At 63.8% G+C, this 19286-nt stretch carries 15 protein-coding genes; 13 read left to right on the forward strand and 2 right to left on the reverse strand.

All coding sequences use genetic code 11. The annotated features are described in order from the left end of the window. The first annotated feature begins 115 nt into the window (after positions 1-115). The 3 genes from ACVJNE_RS17570 to ACVJNE_RS17580 all read left to right on the forward strand — a co-directional run bounded on the left by ACVJNE_RS17570 (position 116) and on the right by ACVJNE_RS17580 (position 3449). On the forward strand, positions 116-1123 hold the full coding sequence (locus ACVJNE_RS17570) for a L,D-transpeptidase family protein (RefSeq protein ID WP_499567644.1): 1008 nt from the start codon (positions 116-118) through the stop codon (positions 1121-1123). A gap of 370 nt (positions 1124-1493) precedes the next feature. Further along, positions 1494-2273, forward strand: a complete 780-nt coding sequence (locus ACVJNE_RS17575; RefSeq protein WP_499567790.1) for a L,D-transpeptidase — start codon at positions 1494-1496, stop codon at positions 2271-2273. 123 nt (positions 2274-2396) lie between these two features. Further along, positions 2397-3449, forward strand: a complete 1053-nt coding sequence (locus tag ACVJNE_RS17580) for a flavin-containing monooxygenase (protein ID WP_499567646.1) — start codon at positions 2397-2399, stop codon at positions 3447-3449. A gap of 54 nt (positions 3450-3503) precedes the next feature. Here the strand turns inward: ACVJNE_RS17580 and ACVJNE_RS17585 are convergent, their stop codons facing one another. After that, positions 3504-5228: a M28 family peptidase gene (locus ACVJNE_RS17585; RefSeq protein ID WP_499567648.1), complete on the reverse strand. Its 1725-nt coding sequence runs from the start codon at positions 5226-5228 to the stop codon at positions 3504-3506. 150 nt (positions 5229-5378) lie between these two features. After that, positions 5379-6191, reverse strand: coding sequence for an IclR family transcriptional regulator (locus tag ACVJNE_RS17590; protein WP_499567650.1), 813 nt, complete (start codon positions 6189-6191; stop codon positions 5379-5381). 120 nt (positions 6192-6311) lie between these two features. Between ACVJNE_RS17590 and ACVJNE_RS17595 the strand changes: the two genes are divergently transcribed. The 10 genes from ACVJNE_RS17595 to ACVJNE_RS17640 all read left to right on the forward strand — a co-directional run bounded on the left by ACVJNE_RS17595 (position 6312) and on the right by ACVJNE_RS17640 (position 18991). After that, the gene (locus ACVJNE_RS17595; RefSeq protein WP_499567652.1) at positions 6312-7067 is read left to right on the forward strand and encodes an aspartate/glutamate racemase family protein; all 756 of its coding nucleotides are present in this window, start codon (positions 6312-6314) and stop codon (positions 7065-7067) included. Positions 7068-7115: 48 nt separating this feature from the next. Beyond that, the gene (locus ACVJNE_RS17600) at positions 7116-8771 is read left to right on the forward strand and encodes an ABC transporter substrate-binding protein (RefSeq protein WP_499567654.1); all 1656 of its coding nucleotides are present in this window, start codon (positions 7116-7118) and stop codon (positions 8769-8771) included. Positions 8772-8863: 92 nt separating this feature from the next. Continuing rightward, positions 8864-9841, forward strand: a complete 978-nt coding sequence (locus tag ACVJNE_RS17605; protein WP_173187552.1) for an ABC transporter permease — start codon at positions 8864-8866, stop codon at positions 9839-9841. Further along, a complete protein-coding gene (locus ACVJNE_RS17610) occupies positions 9834-10733 on the forward strand; it encodes an ABC transporter permease (RefSeq protein ID WP_499567656.1) in 900 nt (299 codons plus the stop codon). Before ACVJNE_RS17605 ends, ACVJNE_RS17610 begins: the two co-directional genes overlap by 8 nt. After that, on the forward strand, positions 10730-11755 hold the full coding sequence (locus ACVJNE_RS17615; protein WP_499567658.1) for an ABC transporter ATP-binding protein: 1026 nt from the start codon (positions 10730-10732) through the stop codon (positions 11753-11755). Before ACVJNE_RS17610 ends, ACVJNE_RS17615 begins: the two co-directional genes overlap by 4 nt. After that, complete coding sequence (locus tag ACVJNE_RS17620; RefSeq protein ID WP_499567660.1) at positions 11752-12747, forward strand: ABC transporter ATP-binding protein; 996 nt, start codon at positions 11752-11754, stop codon at positions 12745-12747. Before ACVJNE_RS17615 ends, ACVJNE_RS17620 begins: the two co-directional genes overlap by 4 nt. Then, positions 12747-13745: an NADPH:quinone reductase gene (locus ACVJNE_RS17625; RefSeq protein ID WP_499567662.1), complete on the forward strand. Its 999-nt coding sequence runs from the start codon at positions 12747-12749 to the stop codon at positions 13743-13745. The genes ACVJNE_RS17620 and ACVJNE_RS17625 overlap by 1 nt, the downstream gene beginning before the upstream one ends. Before the next feature lie 23 nt (positions 13746-13768). Beyond that, positions 13769-15604: a hydantoinase B/oxoprolinase family protein gene (locus ACVJNE_RS17630; RefSeq protein ID WP_499567664.1), complete on the forward strand. Its 1836-nt coding sequence runs from the start codon at positions 13769-13771 to the stop codon at positions 15602-15604. After that, positions 15591-17630, forward strand: a complete 2040-nt coding sequence (locus ACVJNE_RS17635; protein ID WP_499567666.1) for a hydantoinase/oxoprolinase family protein — start codon at positions 15591-15593, stop codon at positions 17628-17630. The genes ACVJNE_RS17630 and ACVJNE_RS17635 overlap by 14 nt, the downstream gene beginning before the upstream one ends. Next, on the forward strand, positions 17627-18991 hold the full coding sequence (locus tag ACVJNE_RS17640) for a M20/M25/M40 family metallo-hydrolase (protein ID WP_499567668.1): 1365 nt from the start codon (positions 17627-17629) through the stop codon (positions 18989-18991). Before ACVJNE_RS17635 ends, ACVJNE_RS17640 begins: the two co-directional genes overlap by 4 nt. Positions 18992-19286: the final 295 nt, after the last annotated feature.

The following is a 19286-nucleotide window of genomic DNA, read 5'->3' on the forward strand; positions in this document are numbered from 1 at the left end:
CATTTCGCACCATGCTCGCTCGCGAAGTTGTGGGCGGAAACATCATCTTAACTATGATAAGCGGACAATCGTGTCTTGGCCGAGCCGTACGAGTCCGTCGAAGAAGCGATAGTTGATGATGCCGACAGCACTGAGAATTGCAGGGATTGTAGCACTGGCGTTTTTGCTGAGCGCCTGTGTTTCCACCGTTCTCGACGTTGACAGCAAGGCGACACAGCCCATTCCCGCCGCGCTCAAGGCCGAGATGTCGCGCAAGTCGATGTCGCCCTCCGCGCCCATTCTGGTCAGGATATTCAAGCAGGAAAGCGAGCTTGAAATCTGGAAGCGAGGCCGAAATGGCACATTCGCGCTTCTGAAGACCTATCCGATGTGCCGTTGGTCGGGAAAGCTCGGCCCCAAGAAGCAGACCGGAGACAGGCAGGCGCCCGAAGGCTTCTACCATGTCTCGGCAGGCATGCTGAATCCCAAGTCCCAATATTACCTTTCGTTCAACCTCGGCTACCCGAACAGGCTTGAATCGGCGCTGGGCTACACTGGTGAAGCCCTGATGGTGCACGGCGCCTGCTCGTCGTCCGGCTGCTATGCACTGACGGACGAAGGCGTTGCGGAGATCTATGCTGTGGCACGCGAAGCACTGCGGGGAGGGCAAGGGTCGTTTCAGGTTCAGGCATTCCCCTTCCGCATGACGCCCGAAAACATGGCGAAGAATCGCAACGACCCGAACTTCGCATTCTGGTCCGATCTCAAGCAGGGATACGATATTTTCGAGGTGACCCGCCGCCAGCCGAAGGTTTCCCATTGCGGTGGCCGGTACGTCTTCGACAGGGAGTTTGAGGGCGGCGAACCGACGAATGTGCTTGCTGCCTGCCCGCCGTCGCTTGACGCATCATCGCCGCTGGTTGCCGCCAAGACACAGGCCGACCGTGTCGCGATGGAGAAGCTGACGGTGACGGGCACGGCGCTTTCCGCCCACGCCTACGTCGACGGCGGCATGCACCCGACCTTCCGCAAGCTCCTGGAGCGGAGCGGCGAAGCCGCGTTGGCAAAGCGAACCTCGCTCACATCCGTGCCGATCAGCCGCCCTGCCGCAGCGCTTGCCGACCCTCACTCCCCCGGGAAATAGGGTCTTATGATCAGGGCGCTGGCTCTCCTTCTGCTGGTGTGTTTGGCCAGCCTGCACATCGCGGTCCAGCCGGCAACGGCCGGCTTCGAGCCGCGTGAAGCAGCATACCTCTCTGTTGACGCGGAAGACGGCGACACCACGTCCTCGTCATTGCCGGGCGAACCGACCGACTGTCACGATGGGTGCGTCTGGCTTGTCGCTGTGCAGAAATCAATGGAACGCGCAACGGCCCGCGCATTCGTGAAGGCGCGCCCATGCAGCGGTTTCGGAGCCTTCGCCGCCATACTTGGCCCTCCACCCCGATAGGTTTGCCTGGCGAAAAGATCGACCATCGCATCAGGCGGGAAACCAACCCGCGACACAGGGGTTGATGGTCGTAGACCGCTTTATCCATCGCTTGAAATTCGAGCGACCCGATGAACTTATCGTGAGTAAAACAGTGAACAGTTTAGATAATCGAGCATATCCGTCCCGCCGCCGCGTGTTGGGCCTGGCCGGCGCGGCAGCCGCAGGGCTGGTCTTGCCTGCATGCACCACGACCGAAGATATACCGGTCAGGCCTGTGCCCACCGGGCCTCGCGTCGACCCAGCCTATCTTTCCATGTACGGCCCCATGCCGCAGGAAGACTTTCCGATTCCCGCGGTCGATTTGAGCAAGGTGCCCGACCGCTTCTATCGCCAGCTTGTAGACGACCCGACCGGTGAGCGTCCCGGAACGGTGGTCGTGGATACGCGATCCTTCTTTCTCTATCTCGTTCTCCAGGGCGGCCAGGCCATGCGCTACGGCGTCGGCCTGGGTCGGCAGGGGTTCGAATGGTCCGGCGACGGCGTGATACAGTGGAAACGTCGCTGGCCGACATGGACCCCGCCCGCGGAAATGATCGCCCGCCAGCCGGAGCTCGAAAAGTACAGCGCCGAGAATGGCGGTCAGCCGCCCGGTCTGACCAACCCGCTAGGTGCCAGAGCTCTTTATATCTTCCAGGGCGGTCAGGACACGCTCTACCGCCTTCACGGCACGCCTGAATACTGGACGATTGGCAAGGCTGTCTCGAGCGGCTGCGTGCGCCTGATGAACCAGGACATCATCGACCTTTACGACCGCGTCGCCATCCCGTCGCCGATCGTCGTCCGAGGCGGTGTCGGGGTTTGATGCTGCTGGAAAGAAAGCGCTTGCATCTCTAGCCGCTAGAGCTTGCAGACTCATGTCTTCGACATCGGATAGGCAAGGAGGCGGCGTAAGTTCGATGGTGGTCGGGTTTCACACGGTCGGCTGATGCAACGTTTCGTCCTTGTCATCGGTGCGGGGCAGGCGGGCCTCGCAGCCGCCTATCACCTGGCCCGCGCGGGTGAGCCGTTCGTTGTCGTGGACGGCGCCGACCGCGTCGGCGATAGCTGGCGGGCACGGTACGATTCGCTCACCCTCTTCACCCCGCGCCAGTTCAGCGCGCTGCCGGGGCTCAATCTCGACGGCAACCGCGAGCTTTATCCGGGGCGCGACGAGTTTGCCGGCTATCTTGAGCGGTACGCCTCGCATTTCGAGTTTCCGATCCGCCTGAACACGCGCGTCGTTCGTCTGTGCAAAGACGACGGCGTGTTCAACGCCACGCTGGGTGATGGGTCAGAAATTCGGGCCAGTGAGGTGATCGTGGCGACTGGCGGGTTTCAGGAGGCACTGACGCCGGCGGTTGCCGGTCAGTTCGGACGCGAGGTGCTGCAGCTTACGACGCAGACCTACTGCAATCCGCATCAGTTGCCCGAAGGGCCGGTTCTTGTCGTTGGTGACGGCGCCAGCGGTCGTGACATCGCCGCCGAGGCAGCGCAAAGTCAGTCCACCATCCTGTCGACAGGCAAGCCCCGCAGGCTCTTTCCAGAGCGCGTGTTCGGCAAATCAGTGTGGTGGTGGCTGAACGTATCCGGTGTGCTTCGGGCGCCTGCAGAAAGCTGGATTGGCAACAAGTTGAAGCAGTCGGATGCGTTTCCGGACAGGGGCAGAAGCTTCAGTGCTATTGCCGGTCTTGGCGTACGGATCGCGCCACGGCTTGCCGCGGCCTCCGGCAGCGAAGCCAGGTTTGCCGACGGAACTTCGGCCGCGATACGCACGGTTATCTGGGCGGTGGGGTACCGGGACAACAATCGGTGGATCGACATACCCGGAGTGATGGCTGCCGATGGGAGCGTTCTTCAGCGCGGCGGCATCTCGCCAGTGCCGGGCATGTTCTTCGTCGGCAGGCCATGGCAGCGCAATCGCGCGTCCGCGCTGGTCATGGGAGCCGGGCCCGACGCCGGCCATGTCGTTGCCAGCCTGTTGCATAAACGGAGAGGGTAGCGCGCTCGGTCGAGCGGTGTGGGAAGGCGCCCTGTGGCGCCTCCCCCTGAACAGTTAGGCAGTCAGGATGGCGATATGCCGCTTCGCCTGCCGTAGCGCCGAGATGAGCTGGTTCTGGCCACGCACCAGTTGCGTTTTGGCGAACCCAAGTGTGTCCACATGGCTGTCGAGCTCGGCCGCGACCGCGATCGAAGGCAGCGCCGGCACGGTCAGCGCCGGGTCATGATGGAAACGCGGAACGCGCGTGAAGTTGATCGGCACGAGGATGCGGGCCAGATCCTGGATGACCTGGTTTGCAACCTTGGGCGCGATCTTTCCGGCTTCGACACCGGCGTAGAAATCCTCCAGTGCGCTGCTCAGTTCGGCGACGGCCTTCTTGGAGGCGGACAGGTCGAAACGGTCCCCGGCCTTGGCCTGATAGTCATCGATCGTCTCGGTGAACTCCTTCGTCGTTGCGCGCCAGTCGAACGGCAGGATGGTGGCGTTGGCGTTGCGCAGCACGGCAAGGAGATAGACCTTGATGTCGCGCAGCAGGATGTCCTTGTCTGCGATCTCAAGCGTATCGTTTTCCGTATGCCAGGCGATGTTGCCGCCGCAGCCGCCGACCGTGTAGTAGCCCTTCTCCTCACGCAGCACGTCGGGCATCGTCGACGACAGCATCAGATAGCTGGAAATGCCGATATTGTTGAAGGAGTAGTCGCCGGCGCGGTGCGGGCGTTCGCCTTCGATAGCTTTGCCCGCGACTTCCTCGATAACATCGGCGAGGAAGGTTTCGGTCTCGCTCATCCGGCACAGATTGATGAATTCGCTGGCCCAGCGGCAGCCAGGGCTGTCGCAGTTGACTTGCGCCACGGCGTTCTCTTCCAGATCGAGCGCGAACGCATCCGAGAACCAGGTTGAGCCGGCATAGCGGCCTGTCGAGTGACCCGGCCACCAGCAGATGCGGACGGAGCGCTTCAGCTTGTCCCGGTTCGCCCATAGCACGCGCGCGATTTCCAGCATGGTCGCGTCGCCGGTGGCGTTGTCGCCGACGCCCACGTCCCAGCTGTCGAGATGGCCATGCAGGAAGACGTATTTTTCCGGCTCTTCGGTGCCGGGGATGAAGACCTCGGGCAATTTGGAGGTGAACCAGCCTTCCTCCATTTCCGTGAAGAGCGTGACTTTGCCGCCCTTGTCGGCGATCTCGATCAGCGCCTCGCCATCGGGCTGGTTGACGGCGACCGCCGCGATCTTCGGCTTGCGCGGCAGGTCGTCGAGATCGGGCGTGCCCCAGATCGTGGTGCAGATGCCCCAGTGGACATCGACCCCGGGGTTGATGCCGATCACGCCGATGGCGCCGATCTCCTCGAACTGCGAGACGAGGCCGGGGCTCGCAAAGCCTTCCGAAATCACGATCTTGCCGCGCACGCGGTTAGCCAGCTCTTCGGTCGTGTCGACCTTCTGCTCGAACATGTCGGTTATCATGGCGTTGTGGCGGGCGCCCACATAGACCAGCTCGCCCGAAATGCCCTTGCGCGCATCGACGCTGTACGCCGGGGGCTTGGCGCGGAAGGACTTGCCCCCGGCTTCCACGCGTGCCGCGCCCGGAAGGCTGAGATAGAGGCTCGGCTCGTGCACCGTCACTTCGACACCGTGCTTGCGAAGGCGCTGCACCACCTCGTCCATGCCGCGGTTCACGTCCGTGGGATGTTCGCGCTTGAATGTCGAGAAGCTTTCCACCAGCGCCCATGGTTCATCGACGGTCGCGGCTGACAGAATTTCGGTCTCGATCTGGTTCATGGAAGGAAGGCTCCCCGTCTTGTTTTATTCAATGAAACATTGTTTCACAACGAATTTACGCTACCAGAGCTCATGCGCGCGGTAAAGCCGGTCGCGTGAATGACGCGCCCGGCCTCGCCTGCATAACGGTCGTGGAAAGGGAAACGGGCCCTAGGCGATCAGCGCCGTGCCGATCTGCGCGGGGTCGCCGGGATGGAGCGAGAGCTTCGAAGAAATCTCGGCCGCTGCCTCGCGCGCGGCCTGGATGTAGTGTTCGCGGCGCTCTTCGTCGAAGCGCACCATCGCGCCCGCGACGGAAATCGACGCGATGACATCGTCATGCGGTCCCATGATTGGCGCGGCGACGGAAAACGCGCCTTCGTCGAGGTCGTTGAGCGCGATGTTGAAGCCGTTTGCGCGGATTCGGTCAAGCAATTGGCGCAGCTTGTCGCGATCGGTAATCGTGTAGGGTGTGAAGGCTTCCAGCGGCCCGGACAGCACCGCGTCGATGACGCTCTGGTCGGCAAACGCGAGCAGGCACAGCGAGCCGCCGCCGGCATGGAGGGGGCCGTTGCGGCCGGCCTGCGCGAAGAGGCGGATGGAGTGGTGTCCCGCGCGTGTTGCAAGCACCAGCGAGCGTGACCCCTCCCGCACGACCAGGTTGATGTTCTCCGAGGTCCTGTCGCGCAGTGCATCCATCACGGGCCGCGCCGCAAACAGAAGGCTGCCGTCGCGTCCGACACGTTCGCCGAGAACGCCCACCCGGTAGCCGAGCGAATAGACGGCCAGCTCCGGGTCGCGGAAGACGAAGCCGCGCTCCTCAAGCGTCTGCAGCAGCCGGAAGACGATCGACTTGGTCAGGCCAAGGGACTTCGAAAGCGCAGTGACACCCTGGCCCGGCTTCTCGCCGAGGGCTTCCAGCACGAGAAGCGCGCGGTCTACCGCTGCGATCCGGTAATCCCGATCCTGCCCCTCTTTTGTCATGGTGTCCTCCCGGATCGATTATCGCGTCAGCCGATGGGCTGTTGCAATATCGGAAAATTGTGATTTAGTGAGCGTAATAAGAAACGTAGTTTCATCTAATGAAACATGAGGGGTGAGTCAATGCGGATCGCTTACGTCGTACCAGGGCCGATGTCGAAGACGTCGATGGGGGCCAAGGAGATGCGTCGCCGTGAGGAGCTTCTGAACTCTTGGGCGTTTCCGGGCACTGAGGTCTCGGTGGTTGATGTGCCCAGCGGTCCCGCCTCGATCGAGTCCGCCTACGAAGAGGCGATGTGCGTGCCCGCCACGATCGAGCTGATCATGAACTGCGAGCGTGACGGCTTCGATGGTGCCATCATCGGCTGTTTCGGCGATCCCGGCCTGGAGGCCGCGCGCGAGATGGTGACGATGCCGGTGGTCGGCCCTTGCGAAAGTTCCATGCTGCTTGCCGCCGGGCTCGGCCACAAATTCTCGATCCTCACCATCTTCGACAGCATGGCTGCCGGTCAGGAGCTGCTCGCCTATAGGGCCGGCGTCAAGGCCAAGCTCGCCTCGGTCCGCGCAACCGGCATACCCGTGCTCGATCTGATGAAGGACCCCGAGGCGACGAAATCCCGCCTGATCGATGTCGCCAAGGTGTGCGTCGAGCAGGATCGCGCGGACGCCCTGCTTTTTGGCTGCATGACGATGTCGTTCCTCAATATGGCGGACGAGGTATCGGCTGCCGTCGGCGCGCCGGCCGTAAACGCCGGCAAGGCCGCGCTCAAGCATTTGGAAACACTTGTATCTATGGGTCTGTCCCATTCGAAGACCGCTTTCCCGACGCCCGCCAAGATGAAGGCCGGGCAGTCCGTGGAGACCCTGCGCGTTGCATAAACGACGCGCCAATAAGAGCAAACGATACCCATCCAGAGGAGAACTAGCATGAGGTCCAGCTTCAAGGCGGTCAGCTTGGCTGCCATTCTCGCGGCGTCAGCCGTGATGCCGGCTCTTGCCGGCGACCAGATCCGCACGATCGATCTTTTTACCCGTCCTCAGGCTGCGCAGCCGCAGGAGTTCCAGTCGATCCAGCTCATCGCCCAGGAATGGCGCAAGCTCGGCCTTGACGTGAACGTTCGGGTGATGCCGTGGGAGCAGATGTCCGACATCGTCTGGTACCAGCGCGATGCGTGGGATGTGACAGCCTGGCAGATGGTGGGCCGTCCGGAGCGGTCCGACCCGGACGAGATCATCTACAACCTCTTCCATTCTTCCACGGCCGAAAAGGGCTATAACTTCATCGGCTATATCAATCCGGCCTATGATGAAGTGGCGACAGCGCAGCGCGTCGAGATCGACGAGGAAGCGCGCAAGGGCCTGATCTACAAGGCGCAGGAAATTCTGGCTGCCGACCAGCCCAACATGATGCTGGTTCATCCGCGGCAGACCTTCGCTTTCGACAACACGGTCTGGAACAAGGACTCCGTCGTCGAGCAGAGCGGCATCGGCATCCGCAACACCTGGACCTTCATGTCGCTGGAGCCGCTGGGCGAGCAGAAGGACATCATCCTCAATTCGGGTGACAACGTTCAGGCGATCAATCCGCTCTATATCTCCGGCGGCGTCGATAGCTGGGTGTTCGAGCTGGTCTACGACCGTATCGCCCGCGTCGGCCCGGACGGCCTGCCGAAGCCCTGGGCGGCTGAAAGCTACGAATGGCGTGACGACAAGACCATCGAGGTCAAGCTCCGCGAGGGCATGAAATGGCATGACGGCGAGCCGCTGACCGCCGAGGACGTCAAGTTCTCCTTCGAGACCGCGGTCTCCGGTGAAGCGCCGATGTACGCGCCGTTTGCGTCCAACATCGAGACGATCGAGGTGGTCGACGACCTCAACCTCGTGTTCACGCTGAAGCAGCCTGCCGCATCCTTCATCACCTCCAGCCTTGCCAAGATCAACCTGATCCCCAAGCATGTCTGGGAGCCGGTGATCGAGGACCTGAAGACAAAGGAAGAGAACGCCGAGAGCTATCAGGAGCAGACACCGATCGGCTCCGGTCCGTTCAAGTTCGAGCGCTGGCTGACAAATGAGGAAATCGTCCTCTCCGCCAACAAGGACCACTTCAATGCGCCGAAGGCCGATCGCTGGATCCTGCGCATCGTCCCCAACGTCGAGGCTGCGCTTGGCATGCTGCGCTCCGGCGAGATCAACTTCATGGGTGAGTTTTCCGGCGATCCGCAGGTGCTGCTCCAGGCGGCAGAGCAGGACGGCGATCTCGAGGTCGTCTCCACGGTGGAGATGGGCTTCCGCTACGTGGCGTTCAACAACCGCCGCGCGCCGTTCGACGATCCCGCATTCCGCAAGGCTCTCTCTCAGGCTGTCGACCGCCGTCTGATCGTGGGTGCTGCCTTCCGCGGATTTGCGGAACCGTCCAATTCCGTCATCTCTCCGGCGCTCAAGTTCTGGTACGATGCGGCCGTGATGGACGGGTTCGAGACCGGGACCGATGTCGCGGCGCGGATGCTCGAAGAGGCGGGCTACACGCTCGAAGGCGGACGCCTGCACTATCCGGGCGACAAGACCGAAGAGCTCGCGAAATAACTGATACCGGGCGGCACGCTGGCATCGGTCGGCGTGCCGCCATCGATCTGGCGGTACCGCTCGGTTTCCCGCGCCGACGTTGGAGTTCTCCCATGCCTCACCTGAAGGCGGCGCTCAGCCGTACGCTTCAGCTCCTGCTTGTTCTCTGGGCCGTGGTGACGATCCTGTTCCTGATGTTCAGGCTTATGCCGGGCAACCCGATGGCGGCCTACATCGATCCCACTTTTACCGTCGAGCAGCAGCAGGCGCTGATGGCGCAGTTCGGTTTGGACAAGCCGCTGTGGGAACAATACTTCATCTATGTCGGCAATCTGTTGCAGGGTGAGCTTGGCCAGAGCTTCCGGTACCGCGAGCCCGTCGCCGACCGCATCCTGGCGCTCCTGCCCAACACGCTGATCCTGACCTTCACCTCGCTTATCATCGCCTATGTGTTCGGCATTCTTGCCGGCGCCTATCTCGCCTGGAAGCGTGGCGGCGTCGTGGAGAATGCGGCAATCCCGCTGGTGCTGACGACGCGGGCCATGCCCGAATTCTGGCTGGGCATGGTGCTGCTTGCGATATTCTCCTTCAATCTCGGCTGGTTTCCCGCCGGAGGCACGCGCCCGGCCGGCGCGAACTACGACAGTTTGTGGGCGCTTTACACCTCGCGCGATTTCCTGACCTACCTGGCGCTGCCGGCGCTGACGCTGGCGATCTACAGCCAGGGCCTGCCGCTGCTTCTCATGCGCTCCAACATGCTGGACGTCATGAAGGAAGACTTCGTCACCATGGCGCGCATCAAGGGCCTGTCGAACTGGACCGTCGTGGTGCGCCATGCGGCGCGCAACGCGCTGCTGCCGGTGATGACCTCGTTTGCAATCGCGGTGGGCTACCAGCTCCAAGGCAATGTCGTGGTCGAGTCGGTGTTCTCGTGGCCCGGTCTCGGGCGCGAACTCGTCAACGCGGTTTCGGCTTCCGACTATCCGCTGGCGCAGGGCGCGTTCCTGATGATTGCCGTGGTGGTCATCGTCATGAACCTGATCGCCGATCTTCTCTATGCCTTGCTCGATCCGAGGATCAGCCATGCTTGATGCCGCGGTGGAAAGAAAGCCGAGCCTGATCGGACGCATGTTCCGCAGCCTGCGTTTGCCGCTGAACGACCCGTTTGCCGTTCTGGGACTGCTGATCTACGCGGTATTCGTAGTGACCGCGATTTTCGCCGACCAGCTAGCGCCGTACGATCCGACGGAGATTCTCTACACCCCGGATTACAATCTCGCCGCCGACCTGCGGCCTGGCGAGGACGGCTACATACTCGGCACCACCAGCCTTGGCCGCGACATCTTCTCCCAGATCGTCCACGGCTCGCGCTCGGCCCTGCTGATCGGCATCACGGCGGCCTTCATGGTGGCGCTGATCGGCTCGATCGTCGGGCTGGTGTCGGGCTATTTCCGCGGCTGGGTCGACATGATCCTCATGCGCCTCGCCGACATCGCCTTCGGCATTCCGTTCCTGCCCTTCGTCATCGTGCTGGCGGCGTTCCTGGAGCCATCGATCTGGAACGTCGTGATCGCCATGGCGCTGGTTCTGTGGCGCGACACGGCACGTGTCATCCGCAGCCAGGTGCTGACCTTGCGCTCTCGCGGCTATGTCGACGCCGCGCGCGTCGCCGGCTCTTCCGACATGAAGATCATCCTGCGCCACATCGCGCCGAACATCCTGCCGTTGTCGTTTCTCTACGGTTCGATCGCGATCGGATGGGCCATCCTGACGGAAGCCTCGATCTCCTTCCTCGGCTTCGGAGATCCGCAGTCGATAAGCTGGGGCTACATGCTGCAGGACGCCTTCGCCAGCCAGGCATTGGCCAAACAGGCCTACTACTGGTTCGTGCCGCCCGGCATCTGCATCATCCTCGTCGTTTCCGCCGGCTTCTTCATCACGCGCGGCTACGAAAACATCCTCTTTCCCAAGCTTGGCCGATGACTGAACCCCTGCTTTCCGTCCGCGACCTCAAGGTCAGCTATAAAGTCGGCTCCGGCAGGATCGATGCCGTCGACGGTGCGAGCTTCGATGTGCCCCGCGGCTCGATTGTCGGGCTCGTCGGAGAGTCCGGCTGCGGCAAGACGACGGTCGCGCGGGCGCTGACGCGCGTCATTGCCGACAATGCCGCAATCACCGGCGGCCAGATGATGTTCGGCGGGCGGGACCTCGTGACGCTTCCCGAGCGCGAGATGAACGCCCTGCGCTGGCGCGACATCGCATTCATCCCGCAAAGCGCGATGAACTCACTCGATCCGGTCTACACCGTTGAGTACCAGCTCAACGAGGTGCTTCGGCGGCGTGGCGGGCTCGGCCGCCGGGATGCGCGCAGGCGCTGCGAGGAACTGTTCGAGCTGGTGGGCATCGACCGTGGGCGTCTGTCGGACTACCCGCACCAGTTTTCCGGCGGGATGCGCCAGCGCGTGGCGATCGCCCTGGCGCTGGCGCTCAATCCCAAACTTGTCATCGCCGACGAGCCGGTGACGGCACTCGACGTGATCGTCCAGCGCCAGATCCTCGATCAGCTTCGCGAACTGCAGGCCGCGCTCGGCATCTCGGTCATTCTCGTCACGCACGACATCTCGGTGGTCGCCTATATCTGCGACCGCACTGTCGTCATGTATGCCGGGAAGGTCGTCGAATCCGGAACCATGCAGGCGACGCTGACCGAGCCGTCCCATCCCTACACGATGGGGCTGCGCAACGCTTTTCCCGACCTTCAGGGTGCTGCGTCCGGGGTGCTGACCCCGATCGAGGGCGCACCACCCAACCTGGCTTTTCCGCCGCCGGGCTGCCGCTTCGCGCCGCGATGCCCCTTCGTCCTCGACACATGTCGAACCGTGCAGCCACCCCTCGAGGGTATTGCCGCCGACCACGCCGTGGCCTGCCATCGGGCCGGCGAAGCGGCCGCGCTGCGAGAAAAGGCGGCGCGCATCGAAACCTGGATGGGGAGGGAGGTCGCATGACAATGCAGACTTCGGCACCACTCATCAGCATTGAGGATGCCCGGCTTCACTACAAGGTCGGTGGTGCGCTGTCGGCGCTGCGCGGCAACCCGCCAGTGGTCAAGGCCGTGGACGGAGTAACCTTCACCATACGCCGTGGCGAGAGCGTCGGACTTCTGGGAGAATCCGGCTGTGGCAAGACCTCGATGGGGCGCCTGCTGCTCAAGCTGGAAGAAGCGACCGGCGGCGCGATCCGCTTCGACGGCGAGAAGATCGCTGACCTCAGGGGGCAGGCGCTCAAGCGTTACCGCTCGCGCGCGCAGTTCATCTTCCAGAACCCGTTCGACGCGATCAACCCGCGCTTCACAATCCGTCAGACCCTGTCCGAGCCGCTGGAGAATGCAGGCGTCCCCTCGGCCGAACGCGAGGCGCGCATCGTCTCCGTTCTGGAACTCGTTCGCCTGCCCGAACCGCGCCAGTATCTCGACCGCTATCCGCACCAGCTTTCGGGCGGGCAGTTGCAGCGTGTTGTCATGGCACGCGCACTGATCCTCGAACCCGATTTCGTCGTTGCCGATGAGCCGGTGTCGATGCTTGATGTGTCGGTGCGGGCCGGCGTGCTCAATGTCTTTCGCGACGTGCGCGATCGCCTCGGCCTGACCGCCATCTATATCAGCCATGACCTCGCCCTCGTGCGCTACGTGTGCGAGCGCACCATCGTCATGTATCTCGGCAAGGTGATGGAGGACGGCCCGACCGAGGACATCGTCCACGAACCGCTGCACCCCTACACCAAGGCGCTGGTTGCGGCGGTTCCCGTGCCGGACCCGAACCAGAGCCACGATGCGTTGCCGATCGGCCGTGGCGCGCCTGACCCACGCAATCCACCCTCTGGTTGCGTCTTCCGCGACCGTTGTCCGCACGCTTTTGACCGCTGCAGCCAGGAAGTGCCCGAGCTGAGGCAGACCGGGACGCGGCAGGTCGCGTGCCACCTCTTCGAAGGGGCCGATTGATGCGCTGTGCCTTTTATACCCGGACCGGTCCCGCTGCAGACGTGCTCGTCATCGGCGAAAGGCCGGACCCGGTTGCAGGGCCGGGCGAGGTATTGGTGCGCGTTCGCGCGTCCGGCATCAATCCAGCGGACGTGAAACGGCGCGCCGGATGGAACGGCATGGCGATGCAGCATCCGCTCGTCATTCCACATTGCGACGGGGCTGGCGAGATTGTTGCGGTGGGTGACCGGGTCGATCCGTCACGCGTGGGTGAACGCGTCTGGATGTGGAACGCACAGGGCGGATATGGCACGGCTGGTCGCGCTTTCGGCACGGCGGCCGAGCTGATCGCGCTGCCCGCCGAGCAGGCGGTGCAGCTTCCTGACGCTATGTCTTTCGAGGCGGGAGCGTGTCTGGGCGTGCCGGCGATGACCGCGTATCGCGCTGTCTTCGCCGACGGAACGGTGGAAGGCCAGACGGTTCTGGTTGCCGGAGCTGCGGGGGCTGTCGGTCATTGCGCGGTGCAGATGGCCAAAGCGGGTGGGGCCAGGGTCATCGGCACCGTTTCGACCCCGGCGGCCGCCGAGCACGCGCGCGCTGGCGGCGCCGACGAAATCATCGACCGCCGGCAGGAGGATGTCGCAGCCCACGTCCTCGATCTTACCGTCGGCAAGGGCGTGGATCGTGTGATCGAAGTCGACTTCGGAGCCAATCACGCAGTCGACATTGCCGCGCTCAAGGTAAACGGCACGATCGCGTCCTATTCCTCGACCAGCGACCCAAAGCCCGTTTTCGACTACTACGCTTTTGCCAACAAGGGCGCCAACCTGCGTGTGATCCAGGGGTTTGCGATCCCGAAGGCCGAGCGCCTCGAAGGTGAGCTTCGTATTGCCGAGCTTGCCGCCAAGGGCGATTTGCGCGTGGCCATCGCCAGAACCTTCCCCCTCGAGGACATCGCCGACGCCCACTGCGCCGTCGAGGCCGGCGGAAATCTGGGAAACGTCGTCGTCACTTTATGAACGCATCAACAGGAAACCATTCGATGCATCAGACAACCACGGCCGCAAAACTGGCCGACCGGCCGGAGAGGGAGGAGCGCGCGTGCGATCCCATTTCTCTGGAGATCATCCGCGGCGCTATTGCCGCCGCGCAATCGGAAATGGAGGCGTTGCTGGAGCGTACCGCCATCTCCGCCTTCATTCGCGAGAAGAAGGATTTCTACACCGCGCTCTTCGATGCCGACGGCATCATGGCGGTGGGGTCCATGGTGCCGATCTTCGGCGACATGACGAGCCCGGTATTCGAGAAGTTCCCGGCCGACGAGATGAAGCCGGGCGATCTCTATTGGTATAATGACTGCTACGGTTCACGGGGCGCGGTCTCGCACTCCAACGACCAGGTCTTGCTGGCGCCCGTCTTCAAGGACGGCCGCCGCTGCGCATTCGTGATGAGCTGGGCGCATTTCGCCGACATCGGCGGGCTGCGGCCGGGTTCGATCAGCCCGGATGCGACCGAGATCTACCAGGAAGGCATCATCATCCCCGTGACCAAGCTCGCCGATGAGGGCAAGGTCAACGAGGCGACGCTGTCGATCTTCCACCGCAACTCGCGCTTTCCCGAGCAGAGCAACGGCGACATGCGCGCGCTGATGGCGAGCGTCGATCTCGGTGTGAAGCGCATGGGCGAGATTGTCGACCGCTTTGGCGCCGATGTCGTCGAGGACGCCTTCGCCCAGTTGCTCGACCGGACGCGCCGGCTTGTGCGCGACCGGCTCGCTGAGACGTTCGACTACGGCACCCACTCCTTCACCGATGCCATCGATGGTGACGGGCACGGCAACGGTCCCTTCAAGATTCGCTTCTCCCTCACCCGCGAGAAGGGCGCAGACGGAGAAGACCGCTTCCTTTTCGACGCCAGCGAGAGCGACGACCAGGCTCCCGGCCCGGTCAACTATCTGATGAACCGGGGCGTTCCGGGCATGGCGCTCGGGCTCTATTATCTCGGCGGCGACCCGTCCCAGGTCTGTAATGCCGGTGGGCCGAACGCACTGGACGAAGTCCGTCTGCGCGAGGGTTCGCTGCTGCTGCCGCGTTTCCCGGCACCGCTCGGCATGCGCGGCCTGACTACCATGCGGGTGATCTCGGCAATCAACGGCCTGCTCAACGTGGCGAATGGCGGAGCGCCTGCCGCCAATTCCGCCTATGTGATCTCCATCATGCGCGGCAATTTCCGCGATGAGTCCGGCGATCTCCAGCGCTTCCTGTTGGCCGACGGCATCGGCGTCGGTTATGGTGCGAGGCCCGAGGCCGATGGCATCGACGCGGTCTATTTCGTCGCGCAGGAGAACTATCCGGTCGAGTTTCTCGAACTGGGCTATCCCGTTCGCCTGCGCACCTATGGCGTCATGCAGGATTCCGGCGGCGCGGGCGCGTATCGCGGCGGCTGCGGTATCGTGCGCGAATATGAGGTGCTGGCAGAGGACGCCGTGCTTGCGGTTCGAATCGACAGCGTGAAGAACCCGCCCTGGGGCATCGAAGGTGGCATGTCGGGCGGCGTGGGCCGCGCTGTCGTCAACCCGGGAACGGACAGGGAGCGGCCGCTCGCGCCGCTGTCGGACGGCAACCGGCTCGTGCGGGGCGACATCCTGCGCATCGAGACCGGCGGTGGTGGCGGCTACGGCCATCCCTACGATCGGCCGCTTGCCAAGGTGCTCGAAGACGTGCTCGGCGGCTATGTCAGCGTCGATGCGGCCCGTGCACTCTACGGCGTCGAGATCGTCGACGGCCGTGTCGACGAAGTCGCCACCAGACGCCTGCGCTCCGAGCGCCCCGCCACCCGCCGTTTCCATCGCAAGGACTATGTCGATGCACTCGACTGATCAGGCACTTTCCATCGCCGTCGACATCGGCGGGACCTTCACCGACATCTCGCTGCTTGACCGCTCCAGCGGACAGGTCTGGCGCGCCAAGACGCCCAGCGTGCCTTCCGATCCTTCGGAAGCCTTCCTGAACGGCATCCGGCTCGCGCTTGCCGACGCGGGAGCGCCCGCATCGAAGCTGCAGCAGGTGCTGCACGGCACCACCGTCGCCACCAACATGATCCTCGAGGACAAGGGCGCGCGCACGGCGCTCGTGACCACGCGCGGGTTTCGGCATGTGCTGGCGATCGGTCGGCAGGATATTCCCCGCAAGGCCAATCTCTACACATGGGTGAAGCCGGAGCGACCGGTACCCGCGTCGCGCATCATCGAGATCGACGAGCGGATCGCGCCGGGCGGCGGCGTGGAGCGCGCGCTCGATGAGGCGAGCGTCGAGCGCGCCGCCGAGGCCATCGCCTCGATGGATGTGGAAGCTGTCGCGGTCTGCCTCCTGCACGCCTTCGCCAATCCGGCGCACGAGCGCCGCGCCGCCGAAATCCTGCGGCAACGGCTGCCGCATCTCGCGGTGACGACCTCGGTCGACGTGCTGCCGGTCGTTCGCGAATACGAACGCTCGCTGACGACGGTGCTCAACGCCACGGTGATGCCGGGCGTGACCACCTATGTAGGCCGACTAGAGCAGCGGCTGGAGGACGAGGCGGTCTCCGCGCCGCTTCTCCTCATGCAGTCGAATGGCGGCGTGGCCGGCGCATCCGCAATCCGCCAGGCACCGGCGCTGACCGCACTTTCCGGGCCGGCGGCCGGTGTCGTCGGCGCCCGCGCGATCGCGGCTGCCTGCGGTATCGACGATCTCATAACGGTCGACATCGGCGGCACCAGCGCCGACATCTGCCTGATCAAGGGCGGGCATATCGGCCTGACCCAGAACGGCAAGGTGGGCGAATGGCCGCTGCCGCTGCCCATGGTCGACATGGTGACCATCGGTGCCGGCGGCGGGTCGATTGCCGCCGTCGAGGATGGCGCGCTTTCGGTCGGTCCGCGCAGCGCGGGCGCACGGCCGGGCCCTGCCGCCTATGGTCATGGCGGCCAGCAGGCAACCGTGACGGATGCCCATGTCGTGCTCGGCCATCTGCCGTCGAAACTGCTCGGCGGACGCATGGCGCTCGATGTCGAGGCCGCGCGCAGGGTCGTTGCGGAAAGTGTCGCAAGCCCGCTGGGGCTCGACATCGAGGAGGCCGCGCGTGGCATCCTCGCGATTGTCGACAACCATATGGTGGGCGCCGTGCGGGTCGTCTCGGTGGAGCGCGGCCACGATCCGCGCCAGTTCACGCTTGTGCCGTTCGGTGGCGCGGGTCCGCTGCACGGCTGTGCGCTGGCCGAGCTGCTCGGCATCTCGCGCATCATGATTGCGCCGGCACCGGGCGTTCTGTGTGCCGACGGGCTTCTCGCCGCCGATCTCAAGGCGGAGTTCAGCCGTACCCTGCCGCGCGCGGGCGCGATCGACACAACCATGGCGAACGCCGTCTTCGGCGAACTGGAAGCGCAGGCGCTGGACTGGTTCGAGCAGGAAGGCGTCGCCGACGAGAAGCGCCGCGTGCAGCGCGTCGCGCTTCTCCGCTATCATGGTCAGGGCGGCGAGATTGCCATCCGTTGGGTGGACGGCGTCGAGGCCTTGGAAGCTGCGTTTGCCGACGAGCATCGCGCGCTTTACGGCTTCACGCTTGACGCTGCCATCGAACTGGTGACCTTGCGTGTCGAGGCTTCAGGGCTTACCGCCGCCGCTCCGATCGGTATCATCGAGAATGGAGACAAGGTGGAGGCCTATGACGAGGCGACCGTGCATCTGTCCTCCGGCGAAGCGAGGGTTCCGCTTGTCGACCGCGCAGGGCTCGGGGCCGGTGCCACCTTCAGCGGCCCAATGATCCTGACCCAGCTCGATACCACCACATTTGTCGCACCGGGCTGGACGGGACACGTCCACGAGACCGGCGCGCTTATCCTGTCCCGGGAGGGAGCCGCCCAATGACCACGATCGACAGCCGTCTTGAGCCGGTCTTCGCGCATATCGAGCAGAACCGCTACAGCTTCATCGAGCGGGTGATGGACTATGTCCGCCACCCTTCAATAAGCGCTCACAATCTGGGCATTCGCGAAGTGGCGACAATGCTCGTCGACCATCTCGCCGGGCTCGGCTTCGACGCGGAGGCCGTGCCGACGGCGAACCATCCGATGGTGCTCGGCAAGCGCATGGTCTCACCGGACAAGCCGACCGTGCTTCTCTACGGGCATTACGACGTGCAGCCGCCGGACCCGCTGGAACTGTGGGAAAGCCCGCCCTTCGAGCCGACCATCCGCAACGGTCGCATCTATGCGCGCGGCATCGGTGACAACAAGGGCCAGCATTTTGCCCAGCTTCTGGCGATCGAATCTCACCTGGCCGTTCACGGCGAGCTGCCCTGCAACGTCATCTTCCTGCTCGAGGGCGAGGAGGAGATCGGCAGCCCGCACATCGCCGATTTCGTTCGAGAACATGCCGACCGGCTCAACGCCGACCTCGTGGTGACCTCGGACGGCCCGCTGCACGAAAGCGGCGCACCGGTGGTCACGTTCGGCGTGCGTGGCGTTGCGGCATTCGAGCTCCGTGTCCGTACGGCCTCGAGAGACGTACACTCGGGCAATTTCGGCGGCGTCGTGCCGAACGCCATCTGGAAGCTGGTTCATCTGCTTGCGACCATGAAAAGCCCCACCGGCGAGATCACCATCAATGGCCTCACCGAGCCCGTCATTCCGGCAACGAACTATGAGCGGGATGCCGTCGCCCGCCTGCCGCTCGACCTCGACGCATTGAAGGCCGAGCTTGGCCTCAGTGAACTCGATCAGCCGCGCGACCGCGGCTATTACGACCGGTTGATGTTCCACCCGACGCTGACCATCAACGGCATGCATGGCGGCTATGGCGGGCCGGGGATGAAGACCGTCCTGCCATGCGAGGCATTCGCAAAATGCGACATCCGCCTCGTCGAACCCCTGACGCCTGAATACGTGTTCGAGAAGGTGGCTGCGCATGTGAAGGAGCATGCCCCCGACGTGGAATTCGTCCCGCTCAACGGCATGCTGCCGTCGAAGACCCCGATGGATTCGCGCTACGCCGAGCCGATCCGGCGCGCCGTGGTAGCGGCGCGCGGGGTGGAGCCGCTGATGTACCCGACGGTCGGCGGCAGCCTGCCGGACTACGTCTTCACCAAGATCCTCAACAAGCCGGCCTTTGTCATTCCCTACGCCAATGCCGATGAGGCGAACCACGCGCCCAACGAGAACCTGGAGATTGTGCGCTTCGTCGACGGTATCCGGACCGGAGCAGCGCTCCTGCACGAACTCGGCGGCTAGGGCGGAGACGCCGGCGCAGGGGCGCTGTTCGCCAGCCGATCTTTCAAGATATTGCGGGTGCCGCTGACGGTGGCATTTGACTGACGGCCTGCCGAAAGTCAGCCGCCGTCGGGCGTTGCGTGCGTTGTGCGCAGCGCCTGATCGCCTTGGCCGCCAGTTCCAATCCCCACAGTTCCGAGATAGCAGAGCGCATTCTGAGGGTCGGTTTCACAACTTGACGACAGGGGCGAAATGCGCGAGAGTTTCATAAAACAAGATGAAATCTCATTATATGAAACTATTGAAGGGGAAAACT

The sequence above is a fragment of the Mesorhizobium sp. DxT genome, assembly GCF_058448885.1.

Excerpts from the sequence above, each read along its gene's own strand:
- ACVJNE_RS17595 (WP_499567652.1), top strand. The coding sequence starts at position 6,312 with ATGCGGATCGCTTACGTCGTACCAGGGCCGATGTCGAAGACGTCGATG.
- ACVJNE_RS17640 (WP_499567668.1), top strand. The coding sequence starts at position 17,627 with ATGACCACGATCGACAGCCGTCTTGAGCCGGTCTTCGCGCATATCGAG.
- ACVJNE_RS17610 (WP_499567656.1), top strand. The coding sequence starts at position 9,834 with ATGCTTGATGCCGCGGTGGAAAGAAAGCCGAGCCTGATCGGACGCATG.
- ACVJNE_RS17620 (WP_499567660.1), top strand. The coding sequence starts at position 11,752 with ATGACAATGCAGACTTCGGCACCACTCATCAGCATTGAGGATGCCCGG.
- ACVJNE_RS17600 (WP_499567654.1), top strand. The coding sequence starts at position 7,116 with ATGAGGTCCAGCTTCAAGGCGGTCAGCTTGGCTGCCATTCTCGCGGCG.
- ACVJNE_RS17575 (WP_499567790.1), top strand. The coding sequence starts at position 1,494 with ATGGTCGTAGACCGCTTTATCCATCGCTTGAAATTCGAGCGACCCGAT.
- ACVJNE_RS17585 (WP_499567648.1), bottom strand. The coding sequence starts at position 5,228 with ATGAACCAGATCGAGACCGAAATTCTGTCAGCCGCGACCGTCGATGAA.
- ACVJNE_RS17580 (WP_499567646.1), top strand. The coding sequence starts at position 2,397 with ATGCAACGTTTCGTCCTTGTCATCGGTGCGGGGCAGGCGGGCCTCGCA.
- ACVJNE_RS17625 (WP_499567662.1), top strand. The coding sequence starts at position 12,747 with ATGCGCTGTGCCTTTTATACCCGGACCGGTCCCGCTGCAGACGTGCTC.
- ACVJNE_RS17590 (WP_499567650.1), bottom strand. The coding sequence starts at position 6,191 with ATGACAAAAGAGGGGCAGGATCGGGATTACCGGATCGCAGCGGTAGAC.
- ACVJNE_RS17570 (WP_499567644.1), top strand. The coding sequence starts at position 116 with ATGATGCCGACAGCACTGAGAATTGCAGGGATTGTAGCACTGGCGTTT.
- ACVJNE_RS17615 (WP_499567658.1), top strand. The coding sequence starts at position 10,730 with ATGACTGAACCCCTGCTTTCCGTCCGCGACCTCAAGGTCAGCTATAAA.
- ACVJNE_RS17605 (WP_173187552.1), top strand. The coding sequence starts at position 8,864 with ATGCCTCACCTGAAGGCGGCGCTCAGCCGTACGCTTCAGCTCCTGCTT.
- ACVJNE_RS17635 (WP_499567666.1), top strand. The coding sequence starts at position 15,591 with ATGCACTCGACTGATCAGGCACTTTCCATCGCCGTCGACATCGGCGGG.
- ACVJNE_RS17630 (WP_499567664.1), top strand. The coding sequence starts at position 13,769 with ATGCATCAGACAACCACGGCCGCAAAACTGGCCGACCGGCCGGAGAGG.